A 19,637-nucleotide genomic window follows, 5' to 3' on the forward strand; every position below is an offset into this window, starting at 1 on the left:
AGAACCTGATGAGCGGCGCAAGCAAAACGCTGAAGTTAAAAAAACCGGAAGATAAGGCCAGCTTTGTAAGCTGGCGTTTTGCGTTGCTGTGCGGCTGTATTTTACTGGCGCTGGGTGGCCTGTTATCGCGTGTTGCCTGGTTGCAGGTGATTAATCCTGACAAACTGGTGAAAGAAGGGGATTTGCGTTCACTGCGTGTGCAGGCAGTCCCTACCGCGCGTGGCATGATCAGCGATCGCGCCGGGCGTCCGTTGGCGGTCAGCGTGCCGGTGAACGCCATCTGGGCCGATCCGAAAGAACTGAATGAACACGGCGGCGTTTCTGTCGATAGCCGCTGGAAAGCGCTGTCGGATGCGCTGTCGATCCCGCTCGATCAACTCGCCTCACGCATCAACGCCAACCCGAAAGGGCGTTTTGTTTATCTGGCACGTCAGGTGAACCCGGCGATCGGCGAATATGTCAAAAAACTCAAGCTTCCCGGTATCTATCTGCGTGAAGAGTCTCGCCGCTACTATCCGGCTGGTCAGGTTACTGCCCACCTGATTGGCTTTACCAATATCGACGGTCAGGGCATTGAAGGCACAGAAAAAAGCTTCGACAAATGGCTGACCGGTGAACCTGGCGAACGTACGGTGCGTAAAGATCGTTACGGTCGCGTGATTGAAGATATCTCCTCGGTGGATAGCCGTGCTGCCCATAACCTGACGCTGAGCATTGATGAACGTTTGCAGGCGCTGGTGTATCGCGAACTGAATAACGCGGTGGCCTTTAACAAAGCCGAATCGGGTTCTGCGGTGTTGGTGGACGTTAACACCGGTGAAGTGCTGGCGATGGCTAACAGCCCGGCCTATAACCCGAACAACCTTGCCAACACGCCAAAAGATGTGATGCGTAACCGCGCTATTACCGACATCTTCGAGCCTGGCTCCACCGTTAAGCCGATGGTGGTGATGACTGCCCTGCAACGCGGCGTGGTGAAAGAAAACAGCGTACTGAATACCGTGCCTTATCGTATCAATGGTCATGAGATCAAAGATGTGGCGCGCTACAACGAATTGACCCTGACCGGGGTCCTACAGAAGTCGAGTAACGTCGGGGTTTCACGTCTGGCGTTAGCGATGCCGTCCTCAGCACTCGTAGACACTTACGCGCGCTTTGGGCTGGGTAAGGCGACCAATTTGGGGTTGGTCGGAGAAAGCAGTGGCTTATATCCTCAAAAACAACGGTGGTCTGACATAGAGAGGGCCACCTTCTCTTTCGGCTACGGGCTAATGGTAACGCCGTTACAGTTAGCGCGAGTCTACGCAACCATTGGCAGCTATGGCGTCTATCGTCCGCTGTCGATTACCAAGGTTGATCCACCGGTTGCCGGTGAACGTGTTTTCCCGGAAGACCTGGTGAAAACCGTGGTGCATATGATGGAAAGCGTTGCTCTGCCGGGTGGCGGTGGCGTTAAGGCCGCCATCAAGGGCTATCGCATTGCGATCAAAACCGGTACTGCGAAGAAAGTCGGTCCCGATGGACGCTACGTCAATAAATACATTGCTTACACCGCAGGCGTAGCGCCTGCCAGTCATCCTCGTTTTGCTTTGGTGGTGGTGATCAACGATCCCCAGGCCGGTAAATATTATGGTGGTGCGGTCTCCGCACCGGTGTTTGGTGCCATCATGGGCGGCGTACTGCGTACCATGAACATCGAACCCGATGCGCTACCGGTAAATGATAAGAACGATTTGGTGAAGAGCCAGAGTGAGGAATCAAGTGACAGATCGTAACCTGCGCGACTTACTGGCCCCTTGGGTGCCGGGCGCGCCGGCGCGTCCACTCCGTGACATGACACTGGATAGCCGCTCTGCGGCTTCTGGCGATCTGTTTATCGCCGTGGCGGGCCATCATGCTGATGGACGTCGATTTATTCCGCAGGCTATTGCCCAGGGCGTGGCGGCAGTGATTGCCGAAGCCGAAGGTGAAGCCAGCGATGGAGATATCCGCGAGATACATGGTGTCCCGGTTATCTATCTGGCGCAGTTGCCGCAGCGTCTCTCGGCACTGGCTGGACGCTTTTATCAGCAACCTGCTGAAAAACTGAAATTAATTGGTGTCACCGGCACCAACGGCAAAACCACCACCACCCAATTGATCGCGCAGTGGGCCAATCTGCTGGGCGAGACGGGCGCGGTGATGGGGACGGTGGGTAATGGTCTGTATGGCCAACTGGCACCGACGGAAAATACCACCGGTTCCGCCGTGGATGTTCAGCATGTCCTGCACGACCTGGTAGGCCAGGGCGCAACGCTGGCGGCGATGGAAGTGTCGTCGCATGGCCTGGTACAGCATCGTGTTGCTGCTCTGCCGTTTGCTGCTGCGGTGTTTACCAATCTGAGTCGCGATCACCTCGATTATCACGGTGATATGCAAAGCTACGAAGCGGCCAAATGGTTGTTGTTCTCTGAACACCATGTTGGTGCGGCGATTATCAACGCGGATGACGAGGTTGGACGTCGTTGGCTGGCAAACCTGCCGGATGCCGTTGCCGTCACCATGGCGGATAACCTGCAACCCGGTTGTCATGGCCGCTGGCTGAAAGCCACCGCCGTAAACTATCACGATGGCGGGGCGCATATCCGCTTCAGCTCCAGTTGGGGTGATGGCGAGTTTGACAGCCGCCTGATGGGGGCTTTTAACGTTAGCAACCTGTTGCTGGCTTTGGCAACGCTGCTGTCGCTGGAATACCCACTGGATGCCCTGGTCAGCAGCGCATCGCAGTTACTGCCGGTCACAGGTCGCATGGAAGTGTTTAGTGCGCCGGAAAAACCTACGGTAGTGGTTGATTACGCCCATACGCCAGATGCGCTGGAGAAAGCGCTGGAAGCAGCGCGCCTGCACTGTAAAGGTCAGTTATGGTGCCTGTTTGGTTGTGGTGGCGATCGCGATAAAGGCAAGCGCCCGCTGATGGGGGCGATTGCTGAACAGTTTGCTGACGTGGTGGTGATCACCGATGACAACCCACGTAGTGAAGATCCGCAGGCAATCGTGAATGACATCTTGACCGGATTGCTCGACCCTGGCCGCGCGCGCGTGGTAGCGGGGCGGGCGCAGGCGGTCACCAACGCCATTATGCAAGCCAAAGCCGAGGATATCGTGCTGGTGGCAGGTAAAGGGCACGAAGATTATCAGATCGTCGGCAATCGCCGCCTGGACTATTCCGACCGCGACACGGTCGCCCGTTTACTGGGGGTGATGGCATGATCCCGATTTCCCTCGACACACTGGCGAACGTCAGTGGCGGTACGTTGTACGGTAGCGATGCAACCGTCAACGACGTGGTCACTGATACCCGAAAAGTGACAGCAGGATGCCTGTTTGTCGCCCTGGTGGGTGAACGCTTTGATGCACACGACTTTGTCGGCGATGCGATCGCCAGTGGCGCGCAAGCGTTGCTGGTAAGTAAGCACTTGCCTGTGGCGGTACCGCAGGTCGTGGTGACCGACACCCGTATCGCTTTTGGTCAACTGGCTGCCTGGGTGCGCCAACAGGCAAAAGCCCGTGTGGTCGCGTTGACCGGCTCGTCCGGCAAAACCTCGGTTAAAGAGATGACCGCAGCGATTCTGCGCGAGTGTGGTGAGACGCTGTATACCGCCGGTAACCTGAATAATGACTTCGGCGTGCCGATGACGCTGCTGCGTCTGACCAAAGACCATGACTACGCGGTGATTGAGCTGGGTGCGAACCACCAGGGCGAGATTGCCTATACCACCGATTTAACACGCCCGGAGACGGCGCTGGTGAATAACCTTGCCGCAGCGCATCTGGAAGGTTTCGGTTCGCTTGCCGGTGTCGCCAAAGCCAAAGGTGAGATTTTTGGTGGCTTACCAGAGCATGGCACGGCCATTATCAACGCCGACAGCAATGATCTGGCGAACTGGCAACCGTTGCTGTCGGGTAAAACCTTGTGGCGTTTTTCACCACAACCGCAAGCTGAGGTGGAGTTTGGTGCCAGCGATATCCAACTGCGCGCCGATGCCACCGCATTCACGCTGCACACCCCGCGCGGTGATATCGCGGTGACGCTACCGCTGCCGGGCCGCCACAATATTGCCAACGCCCTGGCCGCAGCCGCGTTGGCACTGTCGGTAGATGCACCTCTCAGCGCAATTCAGGCAGGTCTGACGAAATTACAGCCTGTTCCAGGCCGCCTCTTCCCGGTTCGTCTGGCTGAGCATCAACTGCTGATTGATGATAGCTACAACGCCAATGTGGGATCGATGACTGCTGCCGCGCAGGTGCTGGGCGATATGCCGGGCTATCGCGTCATGGTGGTCGGCGATATGGCGGAACTTGGTGATGAGACGGAGTCCTGTCACCGTCAGGTCGGCGAGGCGGCGAAAGCCGCTGGAATTGATTGTGTACTGAGCACCGGACGCTTTAGTCAGTTGATCAGTGAAAACAGTGGCAATGGCGAACATTTCGCCAGCAAAGCCGCGCTGATTGAACGTTTACGGACGTTATTGTCCGAACATCAGGAGTTAACGATTTTGATTAAAGGTTCGCGTAGTGCCGCCATGGAGCAGGTAGTACAGAGCTTACAGGAGAAAGGAACATGTTAGTTTGGCTGGCCGAGCATCTGGTCGCACTTTATTCAGGCTTTAACGTCTTTTCCTATTTGACGTTTCGCGCCATTGTCAGCCTGCTGACCGCTCTGTTCCTCTCTCTGTGGATGGGCCCACGCCTGATTGCCTGGCTGCAAAAGCTGCAAATTGGTCAGGTAGTACGTAACGATGGCCCTGAGTCGCACTTCAGTAAGCGCGGCACCCCGACAATGGGCGGTCTGATGATTCTCACTTCCATCACTGTATCGGTGTTGATGTGGGCGTATCCGTCCAACCCGTATGTCTGGTGCGTATTGGTGGTACTGGTTGGATTCGGTGTGATTGGCTTTGTCGATGATTACCGCAAAGTGGTACGCAAAGACACCAAAGGGTTAATCGCCCGCTGGAAATACTTCTGGATGTCGGTGATTTCGCTCGGTGTGGCGTTCGCGCTCTACCTGGCGGGTAAAGACACCCCGGCGACAGAGCTGGTGGTGCCGTTCTTCAAAGACATCATGCCGCAGCTGGGGCTGTTTTACATTCTGCTGGCTTACTTTGTGATTGTGGGGACGGGGAACGCCGTCAACCTGACCGACGGTCTGGATGGTTTGGCAATCATGCCGACCGTGTTCGTCGCTGCCGGCTTTGCGCTGGTCGCCTGGGCGACCGGTAACGTGAAGTTTGCTGAGTATCTGCATATCCCTTATCTGCGTCATGCGGGGGAACTGGTGATCGTGTGTACCGCGATTGTCGGTGCAGGCCTCGGTTTCCTGTGGTTCAACACCTATCCGGCGCAAGTTTTTATGGGTGATGTCGGTTCGCTGGCGCTGGGTGGCGCGCTCGGAACCATCGCGGTGTTGCTGCGTCAGGAATTTTTGCTGGTGATCATGGGTGGCGTGTTCGTGGTAGAGACGCTGTCAGTGATCCTCCAGGTGGGGTCGTTCAAGCTGCGCGGACAACGCATTTTCCGCATGGCACCGATTCACCATCACTATGAATTGAAAGGCTGGCCGGAGCCGCGCGTGATCGTGCGCTTCTGGATTATTTCGCTGATGCTGGTGCTGATTGGCCTGGCAACGCTGAAGGTACGTTAATCATGGCTGACTATCGGGGCAGAAAAGTCGTCATCATCGGGTTGGGGCTGACCGGCCTCTCCTGTGTTGATTTCTTTTTAGCGCAGGGCGTAACGCCCCGCGTGATGGACACCCGTGTGTCACCGCCGGGTCTGGATAAGCTGCCAGAACAGGTGGAGCGCTATGTCGGTGGACTGAACAACGACTGGTTGCTGGCGGCCGATTTAATTATCGCCAGCCCAGGTATTGCCCTTGCGCACCCGGCGTTGAGCGAAGCGGCAGATGCCGGTATCGAAATCGTGGGTGATATCGAGCTGTTCTGTCGTGAAGCGCAGGCACCGATTGTGGCGATTACCGGCTCTAACGGTAAAAGCACCGTGACCACCCTGGTGGGCGAAATGGCGCGTGCCGCAGGCTGGCAGGTGGGCGTGGGTGGCAATATCGGTTTACCGGCGTTGTCACTGCTGAAATCCCCGGCTCAGCTGTACGTGCTGGAACTCTCCAGCTTCCAGTTGGAAACCACTTACAGCTTGAAAGCGGCAGCGGCGACCATCCTCAACGTGACGGAAGATCATATGGATCGCTATCCGTTGGGCATGCAGCAGTACCGCGCTGCCAAACTGCGCATCTACGAAAACGCCCGGATTTGTGTGGTTAACGCCGATGACGGCATGACCATGCCGGTACGCGGTGCCGATACCCGCTGCGTCAGCTTTGGTATCGATATCGGTGATTATCATCTCAACCGGCAGCAGGGCAGTACCTGGCTGCGCGTGAAAGGTGAGAAGGTGCTGAACACCGACGAAATGAAGTTGGTGGGGCAACACAACTTCACCAATGCGTTAGCGGCGCTGGCGCTGGCTGATGCGGTGAATATCCCGCGAGCCTCCAGCCTGAAAGCGCTGACCACCTTTACCGGCTTGCCGCATCGCTTCCAACTGGCACATGAAGCGCACGGTATTCGTTGGATTAACGACTCCAAAGCCACCAATGTTGGCAGCACTGAAGCCGCGTTGAATGGTTTGCAGGTCAAAGGCACGCTGTGGCTATTGCTGGGCGGCGATGGTAAATCCGCTGATTTCAGCCCGTTGGCGCGTTATCTGCAAGGTGACAACGTGCGACTGTTCTGCTTTGGCCGTGACGGCGATGCACTGGCGGCCTTACGGCCGGACGTGGCTACCCGCACTGAAACCATGCAGCAGGCAATGGAACAGATCGCGCAGCAGGCAAAAGCGGGCGATATGGTGCTGCTGTCACCAGCCTGCGCCAGCCTCGATCAGTTCCGTAATTTTGAACAGCGTGGCGATCAGTTCGCGCAACTGGCGAAGGAGTTAGGCTGATGCGCATTCCCGGTGCCGGTGTAGCCAGCTTCCTCTCCCTGCGCCTGAAAGATTGGGTGATGGGCGCGCGGGAAAACGAAGATGCGCCGGTGGTGCTGTACGACCGCACGCTGCTGTGGCTGACGTTTGGTCTGGCCCTGGTGGGCTTCATTATGGTGACCTCGGCCTCAATGCCGGTGGGGCAGCGCTTGAATGAAGACCCGTTCTATTTTGCCAAGCGTGATGCTTTTTATATCGCACTGGCGTTCGGTATGGCGCTGGTCACTTTGCGCGTGCCGATGGATTTTTGGCAACGCTACAGCAATGCCATGCTGGTGGTGTCCGTAGTGATGCTGCTGGTGGTGCTGGTGGTGGGTAGCTCGGTCAACGGTGCATCGCGCTGGATTGCATTGGGACCGCTGCGTATTCAGCCTGCGGAGCTATCGAAGCTGTCGCTGTTCTGCTATCTCGCCAGCTATCTGGTGCGCAAAGTGGAAGAGGTACGTAACAACTTCTGGGGCTTCTGTAAACCGATGGGCGTGATGGTGGTGCTGGCGGTGTTACTGCTGGCGCAGCCCGACCTCGGAACGGTGGTGGTGCTGTTTGTCACCACGCTGGCGATGCTGTTTCTGGCAGGTGCGAAGTTGTGGCAGTTCCTCGCAATCATCGGTTCCGGTATTTTCGCCGTGGTGCTGCTGATTATCGCGGAACCCTATCGTATGCGTCGTGTGACGTCTTTCTGGAACCCGTGGGAAGATCCGTTTGGTAGCGGCTACCAGTTAACCCAGTCATTGATGGCGTTTGGCCGTGGTGAGTTCTGGGGGCAGGGGCTGGGCAACTCGGTGCAGAAACTGGAGTATCTGCCGGAAGCGCATACCGACTTTATCTTCTCCATCATCGGTGAAGAATTGGGTTATGCCGGTGTGGTTTTGGCGCTGTTGATGGTATTCTTCGTCGCTTTTCGCGCGATGTCGATTGGCCGTCGCGCGCTGGAGATCGACCAACGTTTTTCCGGCTTTCTGGCCTGTTCCATCGGCGTATGGTTCAGCTTCCAGGCATTGGTTAACGTCGGTGCGGCTGCCGGTATGCTGCCGACCAAAGGTCTGACGTTACCGCTAATTAGTTACGGTGGTTCCAGTTTGATCATTATGTCGACGGCCATCGTGTTTTTGTTGCGCATAGATTATGAAACGCGTCTGGCGAAAGCCCAGGCGTTTACCCGAGGTGGTCGATGAGTGGGAAGCGACTGATGGTGATGGCAGGTGGAACCGGTGGACATGTGTTCCCTGGTCTGGCTGTCGCCCATCATCTGATGGAACAGGGCTGGCAGGTACGCTGGCTGGGGACCGCCGATCGCATGGAAGCCGATCTGGTGCCAAAACATGGTATCGAGATTGATTTTATCCGCATCAGCGGATTACGTGGCAAAGGGATGAAAGCCCAACTGCTGGCACCGCTGCGCATCTTTAATGCCTGGCGTCAGGCGCGCCGCATCATGAAGAACTGGCAGCCAGATGTGGTATTGGGTATGGGCGGTTATGTGTCTGGCCCTGGTGGTCTGGCGGCATGGAGCTGCGGTATCCCGGTGGTGTTGCATGAACAGAACGGTATCGCCGGGCTGACCAACAAATGGCTGGCAAAGATCGCCAGCAAAGTGATGCAGGCTTTTCCCGGCGCATTCCCCAATGCGGATGTGGTTGGAAACCCGGTACGTACCGATGTGTTGGCACTGCCGTTACCTGCTGAACGCCTGACTGGCCGTAGCGGTCCGGTACGTGTGCTGGTCGTAGGGGGCAGCCAGGGGGCGCGTATCCTCAATCAGACGCTGCCGCAGGTTGCCGCTGAACTGGGTGATGTCATCACGTTATGGCATCAGACCGGCAAAGGTGCGCTGGAGACGGTGCAACAGGCGTATCGCGATGCCGGTCAGCCGCAGCATAAAGTCACCGAGTTCATCGATGACATGGCTGCTGCTTATGCCTGGGCTGATGTGGTGGTGTGCCGTTCCGGTGCGCTGACCGTCAGTGAAGTGGCCGCCGCAGGCTTACCGGCGATTTTCGTGCCTTTCATGCATAAAGATCGTCAGCAGTACTGGAATGCGTTGCCGCTGGAGCAGGCCGGCGCAGCCAAAATTTTTGAGCAGCCGCAGTTCACCGCAGCTGTGGTCGCGGAGACGCTGCGCCACTGGGATCGCGCTACCTTGCTGGAGATGGCAGAAAAAGCCCGCCAGGTGGCGATTCCCGATGCAACTGAACGGGTTGCTCAGGAAGTTGCGCGCGCCGCGAAGTAAGTTAATCGGTCAGTCAGATTGACCCGTACCTGGTTCAGGTACAAATGGAAAACACAGGTAACAGAGACAGATGAATACACAACAATTGGCAAAACTGCGTTCCATTGTGCCCGAGATGCGTCGCGTCCGGCACATCCACTTTGTCGGCATTGGCGGTGCTGGCATGGGCGGTATTGCCGAAGTGTTGGCGAACGAAGGTTATCATATTAGCGGTTCCGATTTGGCACCCAACCCGGTGACGCAGCATCTGGCATCGCTGGGCGCAACGATCTATTTCAATCATCGCCCGGAAAACGTGACCGATGCGAGTGTGGTGGTGGTCTCCACTGCCGTGGCGCAGGACAACCCGGAACTGGTGGCGGCGCGTGAACAGCGTATCCCGGTGATTCGTCGCGCAGAGATGCTGGCGGAGCTGATGCGCTTCCGCCACGGCATCGCGATTGCCGGTACGCACGGCAAAACCACCACTACCGCGATGGTAGCCAGTATTTATGCCGAAGGTGGCCTGGATCCGACCTTCGTCAACGGTGGCCTGGTGAAAGCCGCAGGTACCCATGCACGGCTGGGCAGCAGTCGTTATCTGATTGCTGAAGCGGATGAAAGCGATGCGTCGTTCTTGCATCTGCAACCGATGGTGGCGATTGTCACCAATATCGAAGCCGATCATATGGATACCTATCAGGGCGATTTCGAGAACCTGAAACAGACGTTTATCAATTTCCTGCATAACCTGCCGTTCTACGGCCGTGCGGTGATGTGTGTCGATGATGTGGTGATCCGCGATTTGATCCCGCGCGTCGGCCGTCAACTCACCACCTACGGTTTTAGCGAAGATGCTGATGTGCGCATCGAAAATTATGAGCAGCGTGGTGCACAGGGGCACTTCACCCTGATTCGTCACGACAAGCCAGTGCTGCATGTGACGCTGAATGCGCCGGGTCGCCATAACGCGCTCAACGCAGCGGCTGCGGTGGCGGTAGCGACCGAAGAAGGCATCGACGACAACGCGATTCTGGCTGCGCTCGAAAGCTTCCAGGGCACGGGCCGACGTTTTGATGTGCTGGGTGAGTTTGATACCGCCCCGGTTAACGGTACGCCGGGTAGCGCGATGCTGGTCGACGATTATGGTCATCACCCCACCGAGGTGGATGTGACGATCAAAGCTGCGCGCGCTGGCTGGCCTGAGAAAAAATTGGTGATGGTATTTCAGCCGCATCGCTACACGCGCACCCGCGATCTGTTTGACGACTTTGCCAACGTGTTGTCACAGGTGGATGTGTTGCTGATGCTGGATGTGTATCCGGCGGGCGAAGCCGCGATTCCGGGAGCGGATAGCCGTTCGCTGTGCCGCGCGATTCGTGGTCGCGGTAAAGTTGACCCGATTCTGGTGTCTGAACACGATGCGCTGCCAGAGACGCTGGCACCCCTGTTGAGTGGCAACGACCTGGTGATTGTTCAGGGCGCAGGTAATATTGGCAAAATCGCGCGCAAGCTGGCGGAAATCCGTTTACAGCCCGCAGTGAAGGCGGAGGTGCGCAATGGCTGAGAAGGTAGCGGTTTTGTTTGGCGGCACCTCGGCGGAGCGTGAAGTTTCGTTGATGTCCGGTAGCGCGGTGCTGGCTGGATTGCGCGAGATGGGTATTGACGCGCATCCGGTGGATACGCGCGATGTTTCAGTTCTCACCCTGAAACAACAAGGATTTGATAAAGCTTTCATTGCCCTGCATGGTCGTGGCGGTGAAGACGGTACTTTGCAGGCGGTGCTGGAATTCCAGCAGATCCCCTACACCGGCAGCGGTGTTATGGCCTCGGCGATCACCATGGATAAACTGCGCAGCAAATTGCTGTGGCAGGGCAGGGGATTGCCGGCTGGAAAATTTGTCTGGCTGACGCGTCAGCAGCAGGAAAACGGGCTGGATGCGCAGACGTTGGCCGATATTGATGCACTGGGCTTACCGGTGTTCGTCAAACCAAGCTGCGAAGGTTCAAGCGTGGGGATCAGCCGGGTTAATACGCGTGATGCGTTACCGGCGGCGCTGGCAGAAGCGTTTCGTCACGATGATGACGTGCTGGTGGAAGCGTTTTTGAGTGGTGCGGAATACACCGTCGGCATTTTAGGCGACCAGATTCTGCCATCCATCAAAATTCAAACTGCCAGTGAGTTCTATGACTATGAAGCAAAATACATTTCTGACGATACTCAATACTTCTGCCCGAGCGGCTTGAGTGTTGAGCGTGAAGCAGAATTGCAGTCGTTGGTACTGGCGGCCTGGCGGGCATTAGGTTGCAGCGGCTGGGGACGAGTGGATGTGATGGTCGACGGTGAGGATAATTTCCAGCTGCTGGAAGTGAATACTTCGCCAGGAATGACCAGCCATAGTCTGGTGCCGATGGCAGCGAAGCAGGCGGGACTCAGCTTCCCGCAGCTGGTTGCCCGTATTCTGGAGTTGGCCGACTGATATGTCACAGGCGGCGCTGAACGTACGCAACCGCGAACCCCAGGAGCGCACGCGCTCCGGGCGTAGCAACGGTGCCCGGCTTTTCGGCATCGTGTTCCTGCTGATTGTGTTAGGCATTATGGTGGCTGGCGGGCTGGTGGTGTTGAAGTGGATGAACGATGCATCTCGCCTGCCATTATCGAAACTGGTGGTGACCGGTGAAACGCATTACACCACGCATGATGACATTCGCCAGGCGATTTTGTCACTCGGCGCACCGGGCACCTTTATGTCGCAGGATGTCGACATTATCCAGCAGCAAATTGAACGTTTGCCGTGGATTAAACAGGTCAGCGTGCGTAAGCAGTGGCCTGATGAGCTGAAGATTAACCTGGTGGAGTATGTTCCGGTGGCTCGCTGGAATGACCTGCACATGGTGGACGCTGATGGTGTCTCCTTCAGTATCCCGGCCAGTCACATTGGTAAAGAAACCATGCCAATGCTGTACGGGCCGGAAGGCAGTGAGAAAGAGGTGCTGGCCGGGTATCACACCATGAGTGATGTACTGAAGGCCAGCAAGTTTACCCTGAAGGTCGCGTCGATGACGGCGCGGCGCTCGTGGCAGCTGGTGACCAGCGATGATGTGCGCATCGAGTTGGGGCGCAGCGATACCATGAAGCGTCTGAACCGTTTTATTGAGCTCTACCCGGAACTGCAACAGCAGGCCCAGAGCGGTAACAAGCGCATCAGCTATGTCGATTTGCGCTATGACTCGGGTGCTGCCGTAGGATGGACACCGGCACCGTTAGAGCCACAGGAAGTCAATCAGCAACAGAACCAGGCACAGGCTAAACAACAATGATCAAGGCAACGGACAGAAAACTGGTAGTAGGACTTGAAATCGGCACCGCGAAGGTCGCCGCCCTGGTTGGGGAAATTCTGCCCGATGGTATGGTCAACATTATTGGGGTGGGCAGCTGCCCGTCTCGCGGTATGGACAAAGGTGGCGTGAATGACCTTGAGTCGGTGGTGAAATGCGTGCAGCGCGCCATCGATCAGGCTGAACTGATGGCAGATTGCCAGATTTCATCCGTCTACCTTGCTTTATCGGGCAAACATATCAGTTGTCAGAACGAAATCGGGATGGTTCCGATTTCCGAAGAGGAAGTCACTCAGGATGATGTAGAGAACGTGGTGCATACCGCTAAATCGGTTCGCGTTCGTGATGAACATCGTATCCTGCATGTGATTCCGCAGGAATATGCCATCGACTACCAGGAAGGCATTAAGAATCCGGTTGGGCTGTCCGGTGTGCGCATGCAGGCGAAAGTTCATTTGATCACCTGCCACAACGATATGGCGAAAAATATCGTGAAAGCGGTGGAACGATGCGGTCTGAAAGTGGACCAACTGATTTTTGCCGGTTTGGCTTCCAGCTTCTCGGTGTTGACGGAAGATGAGCGCGAATTGGGCGTGTGCGTGGTCGACATCGGTGGCGGTACTATGGATATCGCGGTGTATACCGGCGGCGCGCTGCGTCACACCAAAGTGATCCCGTATGCCGGGAACGTGGTGACCAGCGATATCGCTTACGCTTTTGGTACACCGCCGACGGACGCTGAAGCGATTAAAGTTCGTCATGGCTGCGCGCTGGGTTCCATCGTCGGTAAAGACGAAAATGTGGAAGTCCCGAGTGTGGGTGGACGCCCACCGCGTAGTTTGCAGCGTCAGACGCTGGCAGAAGTGATTGAGCCGCGTTACACCGAACTGCTGAATCTGGTGAATGACGAGATTCTGCAATTGCAGGAACAGCTGCGCCAGCAGGGCGTGAAGCACCATCTGGCAGCCGGTATTGTGCTGACCGGTGGCGCGGCGCAGATTGAAGGCCTGGCGGCCTGCGCCCAGCGTGTTTTTCACACGCAGGTGCGTATTGGTCAGCCACTGAACATCACCGGCCTGACGGATTATGCGCAGGAGCCGTACTATTCAACCGCAGTTGGTCTGCTGCATTACGGCAAAGAGTCACATATGAATGGTGATGCGGAAACGGAAAAACGTGCTTCAGTGGGTAACTGGTTCAAACGAATCAACAGCTGGCTGAAGAAAGAGTTTTAATTTTTGTAAAAGGGGATCATGCTGGCAGTTTTTATGATCTCCAGGCGACAGGCACATAACGGAGAGAAATCATGTTTGAACCTATGGAATTGACCAATGACGCGGTGATTAAAGTCATCGGCGTCGGCGGTGGCGGTGGCAACGCCGTAGAACACATGGTACGCGAGCGTATCGAAGGTGTGGAATTCTTCGCTGTGAACACCGACGCGCAGGCGTTACGTAAAACGGCGGTCGGCCAGACTATCCAGATCGGGACCAATATCACCAAGGGTCTGGGTGCGGGTGCAAACCCGGAAGTCGGTCGCACTTCAGCGGAAGAAGATCGCGAAGCACTGCGTTCTGCGCTGGATGGGGCAGACATGGTGTTTATTGCGGCGGGCATGGGCGGCGGTACCGGTACGGGTGCGGCACCGGTGGTTGCGGAAGTCGCGAAAGATTTGGGTATCCTGACCGTTGCGGTGGTGACTAAGCCCTTCAACTTCGAAGGTAAAAAGCGCATGGCTTTTGCCGAGCAGGGTATCGCTGAACTGTCGAAGCATGTCGATTCACTGATCACGATTCCGAACGACAAGCTGCTGAAAGTGCTGGGTCGTGGCATTTCTCTGCTGGATGCCTTCGGTGCAGCTAACGACGTACTGAAAGGTGCGGTGCAGGGTATCGCCGAGCTGATTACCCGTCCGGGTCTGATGAACGTTGACTTCGCCGACGTACGTACGGTGATGTCAGAGATGGGTTACGCCATGATGGGTTCTGGCGTGGCATGTGGTGAAGACCGTGCGGAAGAAGCGGCCGAAATGGCGATCTCCAGCCCGCTGCTGGAAGATATCGACCTGTCTGGCGCGCGTGGGGTGCTGGTTAACATCACCGCTGGCTTCGATCTGCGTCTCGACGAGTTCGAAACCGTGGGTAACACCATCCGTGCCTTCGCTTCAGACAACGCTACCGTGGTAATCGGTACTTCTCTGGATCCAGAGATGAACGATGAACTGCGTGTGACCGTGGTCGCGACTGGTATCGGTATGGACAAGCGTCCGGAAATCACCCTGGTGACCAACAAACCGGCCAGCCAGCCAGTGATGGACCATCGTTACCAGCAGCATGGCATGGCACCGCTGCCGCAGGAGCAAAAACCTGCTGCGAAAGTGGTTAACGACCCGGCGGCTTCGTCAAGCAAAGAGCCTGACTATCTGGATATTCCGGCGTTTCTGCGTAAGCAGGCCGACTAAGAATATCCCGAGAATTGGGATTCTCCGCTCTTTGTGCTAAAGTGTTCGCCCGCCGGTAATTTATACTGGCGGTCGGATGGGTAATATTGCGAGATAATGCGATGATCAAACAAAGGACATTAAAACGTATTGTTCAGGCGACTGGCGTCGGTTTACATACCGGCAAAAAAGTCACGCTGACCTTACGCCCTGCGTCGGCTAATACCGGGGTCATCTATCGTCGCACAGACTTGAATCCACCGGTAGATTTCCCGGCTGATGCAAAATACGTGCGCGACACCATGCTGAGTACTTGCCTGGTGAATGATGAAGGCGTGCGTATTTCGACCGTAGAACACCTGAACGCCGCGCTGGCGGGTCTGGGTATCGACAACATCATTGTTGAAGTCGATGCGCCGGAAATCCCGATCATGGACGGCAGTGCTGCACCTTTTATCTATCTGCTGATGGATGCGGGCATCGAAGAGCTGAACAGCGCGAAGAAATTTGTGCGTGTTAAGCAAGCGGTGCGCGTTGAAGATGGCGACAAGTGGGCAGAGATTAAACCGTACAATGGTTTCTCACTCGACTTCACCATCGATTTCAAACATCCGGCAATTGATTCAAGTTCGCAGCGCTATCAGCTGAACTTCTCGGCCGAGGCGTTTGTTCGCCAGATCAGTCGTGCGCGTACCTTCGGCTTTATGCGTGAAATCGAATATCTGCAGTCTAAAGGCCTGTGCCTGGGCGGTAGTTTAGATTGTGCGATTGGCCTCGATGATTTCCGCGTACTGAACGAAGAAGGTCTGCGCTTTGAGGATGAGTTCGTTCGTCACAAAATGCTGGACGCGATCGGCGACCTGTTTATGTGCGGCCACAACGTTATTGGCGCGTTTACCGCCTTTAAATCAGGCCATGCATTGAACAACAAGCTGCTGCAAGCGGTACTGGCGAAGCAGGAAGCCTGGGAATGGGCAACCTTCGAAGACGAAGCTGAACTGCCGCTGGCATTCAAAGCACCCAATCTGGTTCTGGCGTAAGTCAGACATAAAACGGCGGGTCTCCCTGACACTCTCTCCGGTCAGTGGAACCTGCCGTTTTTTATTCTCTATCCTTTCTGCGTAACGACTCGCATTTCACTGCCAACACGGGTTAGTTCTTGTACGAAAAAGCGTGAATTCGCCCGACGACCATTGAATCACTGGTGTGGAAGCCACACATAAATGCTATTATCAGGCGCCTGAATTGGCAGGGTAAGTACCGCCGCAGGCGGGAATACTATTTTACTGAAGCATTGTGGACGGGTTGTGATCGGGATTTTCTCACGCTGGCGACAATTTGGCAGACGCTACTTCTGGCCGCATCTCCTGTTGGGGATGGTTGCAGCCAGTTTTGGCTTGCCCGCGTGTGCGCAAACCTCCGAACCTACTTCCGCTGATACGCCTGTCAGCAGCCTGTTTGTCGGTAATATCGTCCGTTTCGACCACCTGATCCGTCTCCAGGAAACGGCACGCCGCCCAAGTTTTAATGTCGATTACTGGCATCAACATGCCATTCGCACCGTTATTCGCCATCTCTCTTTCAGCATGACGCCACCGGCGCAGGCGCAGAGCGATCAGGTGGCTCCGCTGGCAGCACAAAAGCTGGCGCTCATCGATTCATTACAAGCATTGCTGACTTCACCGGCGATGCCACAGATGGTTGCCGAACCGCAACGTGCCGTTCGCGTCTCAGAACCGCAAATTAATACCCCCGCTTTCTGGTTGTCTGCTCTTCAGGGCATTCGCGCCGGACCTTCATTGCTCAACTGCTAACCTTTTTCACTCACTTTGTTTAGATTGCGCAGTTCGTGGTGTCACGACTGAATTGAGAAAATAATTATCATGTTAATCAAATTATTAACTAAAGTTTTTGGTAGTAGCAATGATCGTACTCTGCGCCGCATGCGCAAAGTCGTGGATGTCATCAATAAGATGGAGCCGGATTTTGAAAAGCTCTCCGATGACGAATTGAAAGCGAAAACGGGTTTATTCCGCGAGCGTCTGGAAAAAGGTGAAAGCCTGGAAAGCTTGATCCCGGAAGCCTTCGCCACCGTACGTGAGGCAAGTAAGCGTGTGTTTGGCATGCGCCATTTCGACGTGCAGTTGATTGGCGGCATGGTACTCAACGAACGTTGCATCGCTGAGATGCGTACCGGTGAAGGTAAAACCCTGACAGCTACGCTGCCTGCTTACCTGAATGCCCTGAGTGGCAAAGGCGTCCACGTCGTAACCGTGAACGATTACCTTGCTCAACGTGACGCCGAAAATAACCGTCCGCTGTTTGAATTCCTTGGTCTGACCGTGGGTATCAACCTGCCAGGTATGCCGTCAATTGCCAAACGCGCTGCCTATGCTGCCGATATCACCTACGGTACCAACAACGAGTACGGTTTCGACTATCTGCGTGACAACATGGCTTTCAGCCCGGAAGAGCGCGTGCAGCGTAAACTGCATTATGCGCTGGTGGATGAGGTCGACTCCATCCTGATCGATGAAGCGCGTACGCCGCTGATCATCTCTGGCCCGGCTGAAGACAGCTCTGACCTGTATATCAAGGTCAACAAAATCATCCCGCACCTGATCCGTCAGGACAAAGAAGATTCCGATACCTTCCAGGGCGAAGGTGACTTCTGGGTGGATGAAAAAGCGCGTCAGGCACATATGACTGAGCGCGGTCTGGTTAAAGTCGAAGAACTGCTGGTTAGCCAGAACATTATGGATGAGGGTGAATCTCTCTATTCACCGACCAACATTATGCTGATGCACCATGTCACTGCGGCTCTGCGTGCGCATGCGTTGTTCACCCGTGACGTTGACTACATCGTTAAAGATGGCGAGGTTGTGATCGTTGATGAACACACCGGTCGTACGATGCAGGGACGTCGTTGGTCTGATGGTCTGCATCAGGCGGTTGAAGCCAAAGAAGGCGTGGAGATCCAGAACGAAAACCAGACGCTGGCGTCCATCACCTTCCAGAACTATTTCCGTATCTACGAAAAACTGGCCGGTATGACCGGTACAGCGGATACCGAAGCCTTTGAATTTAGCTCGATCTACAAACTCGATACCATCGTGGTGCCAACCAACCGTCCGATGGTGCGTAAAGATATGGCCGATCTGGTCTACATGACCGAGAAAGAGAAGATTGATGCCATCATTGAAGATATTCGTGCCTGTACTGCCAATGGGCAGCCGGTACTGGTGGGTACCATTTCAATTGAAAAATCTGAAGTGGTCTCCAACGAACTGACGCGTGCCGGCATCAAACACAGCGTACTGAACGCCAAATTCCACGCCCGCGAAGCAGATATCGTGGCACAGGCTGGTCAGCCTGGTGCTGTGACCATCGCCACAAACATGGCGGGTCGTGGTACTGACATTATGCTGGGTGGTAACTGGCATGCAGAAGTGGCGGAGCTGGAAGCGCCAACCGACGCACAGATTGAAGAAATCAAAGCCGCCTGGCAGCAGCGTCATGAAGCGGTTCTGGCTGCCGGTGGTTTGCATATTATCGGTACTGAGCGCCATGAATCGCGTCGTATCGATAACCAGCTGCGTGGCCGTGCGGGCCGTCAGGGTGACGCCGGTTCTTCACGTTTCTACCTGTCAATGGAAGATGCATTGATGCGTATCTTCGCCTCGGATCGTGTCTCTAACATGATGCGTAAGCTGGGGATGAAGCCAGGTGAAGCGATTGAACACCCGTGGGTAACCAAAGCGATTGCCAATGCGCAGCGTAAAGTAGAAAGCCGTAACTTCGACATCCGTAAGCAGCTGCTTGAGTATGATGATGTTGCTAACGATCAGCGCCGCGCGATCTACAGCCAGCGTAACGAGCTGCTGGATGTGTCTGATGTATCAGAAACCATCAACAGCATCCGTGAGGATGTGTTTAAAGCAACCATCGACACCTATATTCCGCCGCAGTCGCTGGAGGAAATGTGGGATGTGCCTGGCCTTGAAGAGCGTCTGCGTACTGATTTCGACCTGGATCTGCCGATTGCGGAATGGCTGGATAAAGAACCTGACCTGCATGAAGAGACGCTGCGCGAGCGCATCATGAAGCATGCGACAGAAAGCTACGCTGCCAAAGAAGAAGTGGTGGGCGTGGAAATGATGCGTAACTTTGAAAAAGGCGTGATGCTGCAAACGCTGGACTCACTGTGGAAAGAGCATCTGGCTGCGATGGATTATCTGCGTCAGGGTATTCATCTGCGTGGTTACGCGCAGAAAGATCCGAAGCAGGAATACAAGCGCGAATCTTTCTCCATGTTTGCCGCCATGCTGGAATCGCTGAAATACGAAGTGATCAGCACCCTGAGCAAAGTTCAGGTGCGTATGCCGGAAGAAGTTGAAGCGATGGAGCAACAGCGTCGTGAAGAAGCTGAGCGTCTGGCACAGCAGCAGCAGTTGAGTCATGTTGATGATGAGACCGCAGCGGCTGCCGCGCTGGCGGCGCAGGGCGGCGAACGCAAGGTCGGTCGTAACGATCCTTGCCCATGTGGTTCAGGTAAAAAATATAAGCAGTGCCACGGCCGTCTGGCCTGATAAAGAAAGGAGCCGATTG

15 protein-coding genes are annotated in these 19,637 nt (G+C 55.6%); all 15 read left to right on the forward strand.

Annotation, left to right across the window (positions count from 1 at the left end; translation table 11 throughout):
* The first annotated feature begins 8 nt into the window (after nt 1-8).
* Complete coding sequence (locus AC6I8T_RS03545) at nt 9-1,775, forward strand: peptidoglycan glycosyltransferase FtsI (protein ID WP_208724778.1); 1,767 nt, start codon at nt 9-11, stop codon at nt 1,773-1,775.
* Complete coding sequence (murE, locus tag AC6I8T_RS03550; protein ID WP_021184742.1) at nt 1,762-3,249, forward strand: UDP-N-acetylmuramoyl-L-alanyl-D-glutamate--2,6-diaminopimelate ligase; 1,488 nt, start codon at nt 1,762-1,764, stop codon at nt 3,247-3,249. Before AC6I8T_RS03545 ends, murE begins: the two co-directional genes overlap by 14 nt.
* Complete coding sequence (murF, locus tag AC6I8T_RS03555; RefSeq protein WP_208724779.1) at nt 3,246-4,607, forward strand: UDP-N-acetylmuramoyl-tripeptide--D-alanyl-D-alanine ligase; 1,362 nt, start codon at nt 3,246-3,248, stop codon at nt 4,605-4,607. The genes murE and murF overlap by 4 nt, the downstream gene beginning before the upstream one ends.
* Nucleotides 4,601-5,683, forward strand: coding sequence for a phospho-N-acetylmuramoyl-pentapeptide-transferase (mraY, locus tag AC6I8T_RS03560; RefSeq protein WP_013507854.1), 1,083 nt, complete (start codon nt 4,601-4,603; stop codon nt 5,681-5,683). Before murF ends, mraY begins: the two co-directional genes overlap by 7 nt.
* 2 nt (nt 5,684-5,685) lie before the next feature.
* Nucleotides 5,686-7,002: a UDP-N-acetylmuramoyl-L-alanine--D-glutamate ligase gene (gene murD / locus AC6I8T_RS03565; RefSeq protein WP_208724780.1), complete on the forward strand. Its 1,317-nt coding sequence runs from the start codon at nt 5,686-5,688 to the stop codon at nt 7,000-7,002.
* Complete coding sequence (gene ftsW / locus AC6I8T_RS03570; protein ID WP_021184739.1) at nt 7,002-8,216, forward strand: cell division protein FtsW; 1,215 nt, start codon at nt 7,002-7,004, stop codon at nt 8,214-8,216. Before murD ends, ftsW begins: the two co-directional genes overlap by 1 nt.
* Nucleotides 8,213-9,271, forward strand: a complete 1,059-nt coding sequence (murG, locus tag AC6I8T_RS03575; protein WP_208724781.1) for an undecaprenyldiphospho-muramoylpentapeptide beta-N-acetylglucosaminyltransferase — start codon at nt 8,213-8,215, stop codon at nt 9,269-9,271. The genes ftsW and murG overlap by 4 nt, the downstream gene beginning before the upstream one ends.
* A 70-nt stretch (nt 9,272-9,341) precedes the next feature.
* On the forward strand, nt 9,342-10,817 hold the full coding sequence (murC, locus tag AC6I8T_RS03580; protein WP_208724782.1) for a UDP-N-acetylmuramate--L-alanine ligase: 1,476 nt from the start codon (nt 9,342-9,344) through the stop codon (nt 10,815-10,817).
* The gene (locus AC6I8T_RS03585) at nt 10,810-11,730 is read left to right on the forward strand and encodes a D-alanine--D-alanine ligase (protein WP_208724783.1); all 921 of its coding nucleotides are present in this window, start codon (nt 10,810-10,812) and stop codon (nt 11,728-11,730) included. Before murC ends, AC6I8T_RS03585 begins: the two co-directional genes overlap by 8 nt.
* Nucleotide 11,731: 1 nt before the next feature.
* Nucleotides 11,732-12,571, forward strand: coding sequence for a cell division protein FtsQ (gene ftsQ / locus AC6I8T_RS03590; RefSeq protein WP_021184735.1), 840 nt, complete (start codon nt 11,732-11,734; stop codon nt 12,569-12,571).
* Complete coding sequence (gene ftsA / locus AC6I8T_RS03595) at nt 12,568-13,824, forward strand: cell division protein FtsA (RefSeq protein ID WP_013507861.1); 1,257 nt, start codon at nt 12,568-12,570, stop codon at nt 13,822-13,824. Before ftsQ ends, ftsA begins: the two co-directional genes overlap by 4 nt.
* Before the next feature lie 71 nt (nt 13,825-13,895).
* Nucleotides 13,896-15,050 carry a cell division protein FtsZ gene (ftsZ, locus tag AC6I8T_RS03600; RefSeq protein ID WP_021184734.1) on the forward strand — a complete coding sequence of 385 codons (1,155 nt, stop codon included), beginning with the start codon at nt 13,896-13,898 and terminating at the stop codon, nt 15,048-15,050.
* 101 nt (nt 15,051-15,151) lie between these two features.
* Nucleotides 15,152-16,069: a UDP-3-O-acyl-N-acetylglucosamine deacetylase gene (lpxC, locus tag AC6I8T_RS03605; protein WP_021184733.1), complete on the forward strand. Its 918-nt coding sequence runs from the start codon at nt 15,152-15,154 to the stop codon at nt 16,067-16,069.
* Between the two features lie 267 nt (nt 16,070-16,336).
* A complete protein-coding gene (gene secM, locus AC6I8T_RS03610) occupies nt 16,337-16,843 on the forward strand; it encodes a secA translation cis-regulator SecM (protein ID WP_208724784.1) in 507 nt (168 codons plus the stop codon).
* Between the two features lie 69 nt (nt 16,844-16,912).
* Nucleotides 16,913-19,618, forward strand: a complete 2,706-nt coding sequence (gene secA / locus AC6I8T_RS03615) for a preprotein translocase subunit SecA (protein ID WP_208724785.1) — start codon at nt 16,913-16,915, stop codon at nt 19,616-19,618.
* Nucleotides 19,619-19,637 lie beyond the last annotated feature (19 nt).

The sequence above is a fragment of the Pantoea sp. X-Soil-OKNW-556 genome (assembly GCF_059730695.1).

Excerpts from the sequence above, each read along its gene's own strand:
- AC6I8T_RS03545 (WP_208724778.1), top strand. The coding sequence starts at position 9 with ATGAGCGGCGCAAGCAAAACGCTGAAGTTAAAAAAACCGGAAGATAAG.
- murF (WP_208724779.1), top strand. The coding sequence starts at position 3,246 with ATGATCCCGATTTCCCTCGACACACTGGCGAACGTCAGTGGCGGTACG.
- mraY (WP_013507854.1), top strand. The coding sequence starts at position 4,601 with ATGTTAGTTTGGCTGGCCGAGCATCTGGTCGCACTTTATTCAGGCTTT.
- murD (WP_208724780.1), top strand. The coding sequence starts at position 5,686 with ATGGCTGACTATCGGGGCAGAAAAGTCGTCATCATCGGGTTGGGGCTG.
- ftsW (WP_021184739.1), top strand. The coding sequence starts at position 7,002 with ATGCGCATTCCCGGTGCCGGTGTAGCCAGCTTCCTCTCCCTGCGCCTG.
- murG (WP_208724781.1), top strand. The coding sequence starts at position 8,213 with ATGAGTGGGAAGCGACTGATGGTGATGGCAGGTGGAACCGGTGGACAT.
- murC (WP_208724782.1), top strand. The coding sequence starts at position 9,342 with ATGAATACACAACAATTGGCAAAACTGCGTTCCATTGTGCCCGAGATG.
- AC6I8T_RS03585 (WP_208724783.1), top strand. The coding sequence starts at position 10,810 with ATGGCTGAGAAGGTAGCGGTTTTGTTTGGCGGCACCTCGGCGGAGCGT.
- ftsQ (WP_021184735.1), top strand. The coding sequence starts at position 11,732 with ATGTCACAGGCGGCGCTGAACGTACGCAACCGCGAACCCCAGGAGCGC.
- ftsA (WP_013507861.1), top strand. The coding sequence starts at position 12,568 with ATGATCAAGGCAACGGACAGAAAACTGGTAGTAGGACTTGAAATCGGC.
- ftsZ (WP_021184734.1), top strand. The coding sequence starts at position 13,896 with ATGTTTGAACCTATGGAATTGACCAATGACGCGGTGATTAAAGTCATC.
- lpxC (WP_021184733.1), top strand. The coding sequence starts at position 15,152 with ATGATCAAACAAAGGACATTAAAACGTATTGTTCAGGCGACTGGCGTC.
- secA (WP_208724785.1), top strand. The coding sequence starts at position 16,913 with ATGTTAATCAAATTATTAACTAAAGTTTTTGGTAGTAGCAATGATCGT.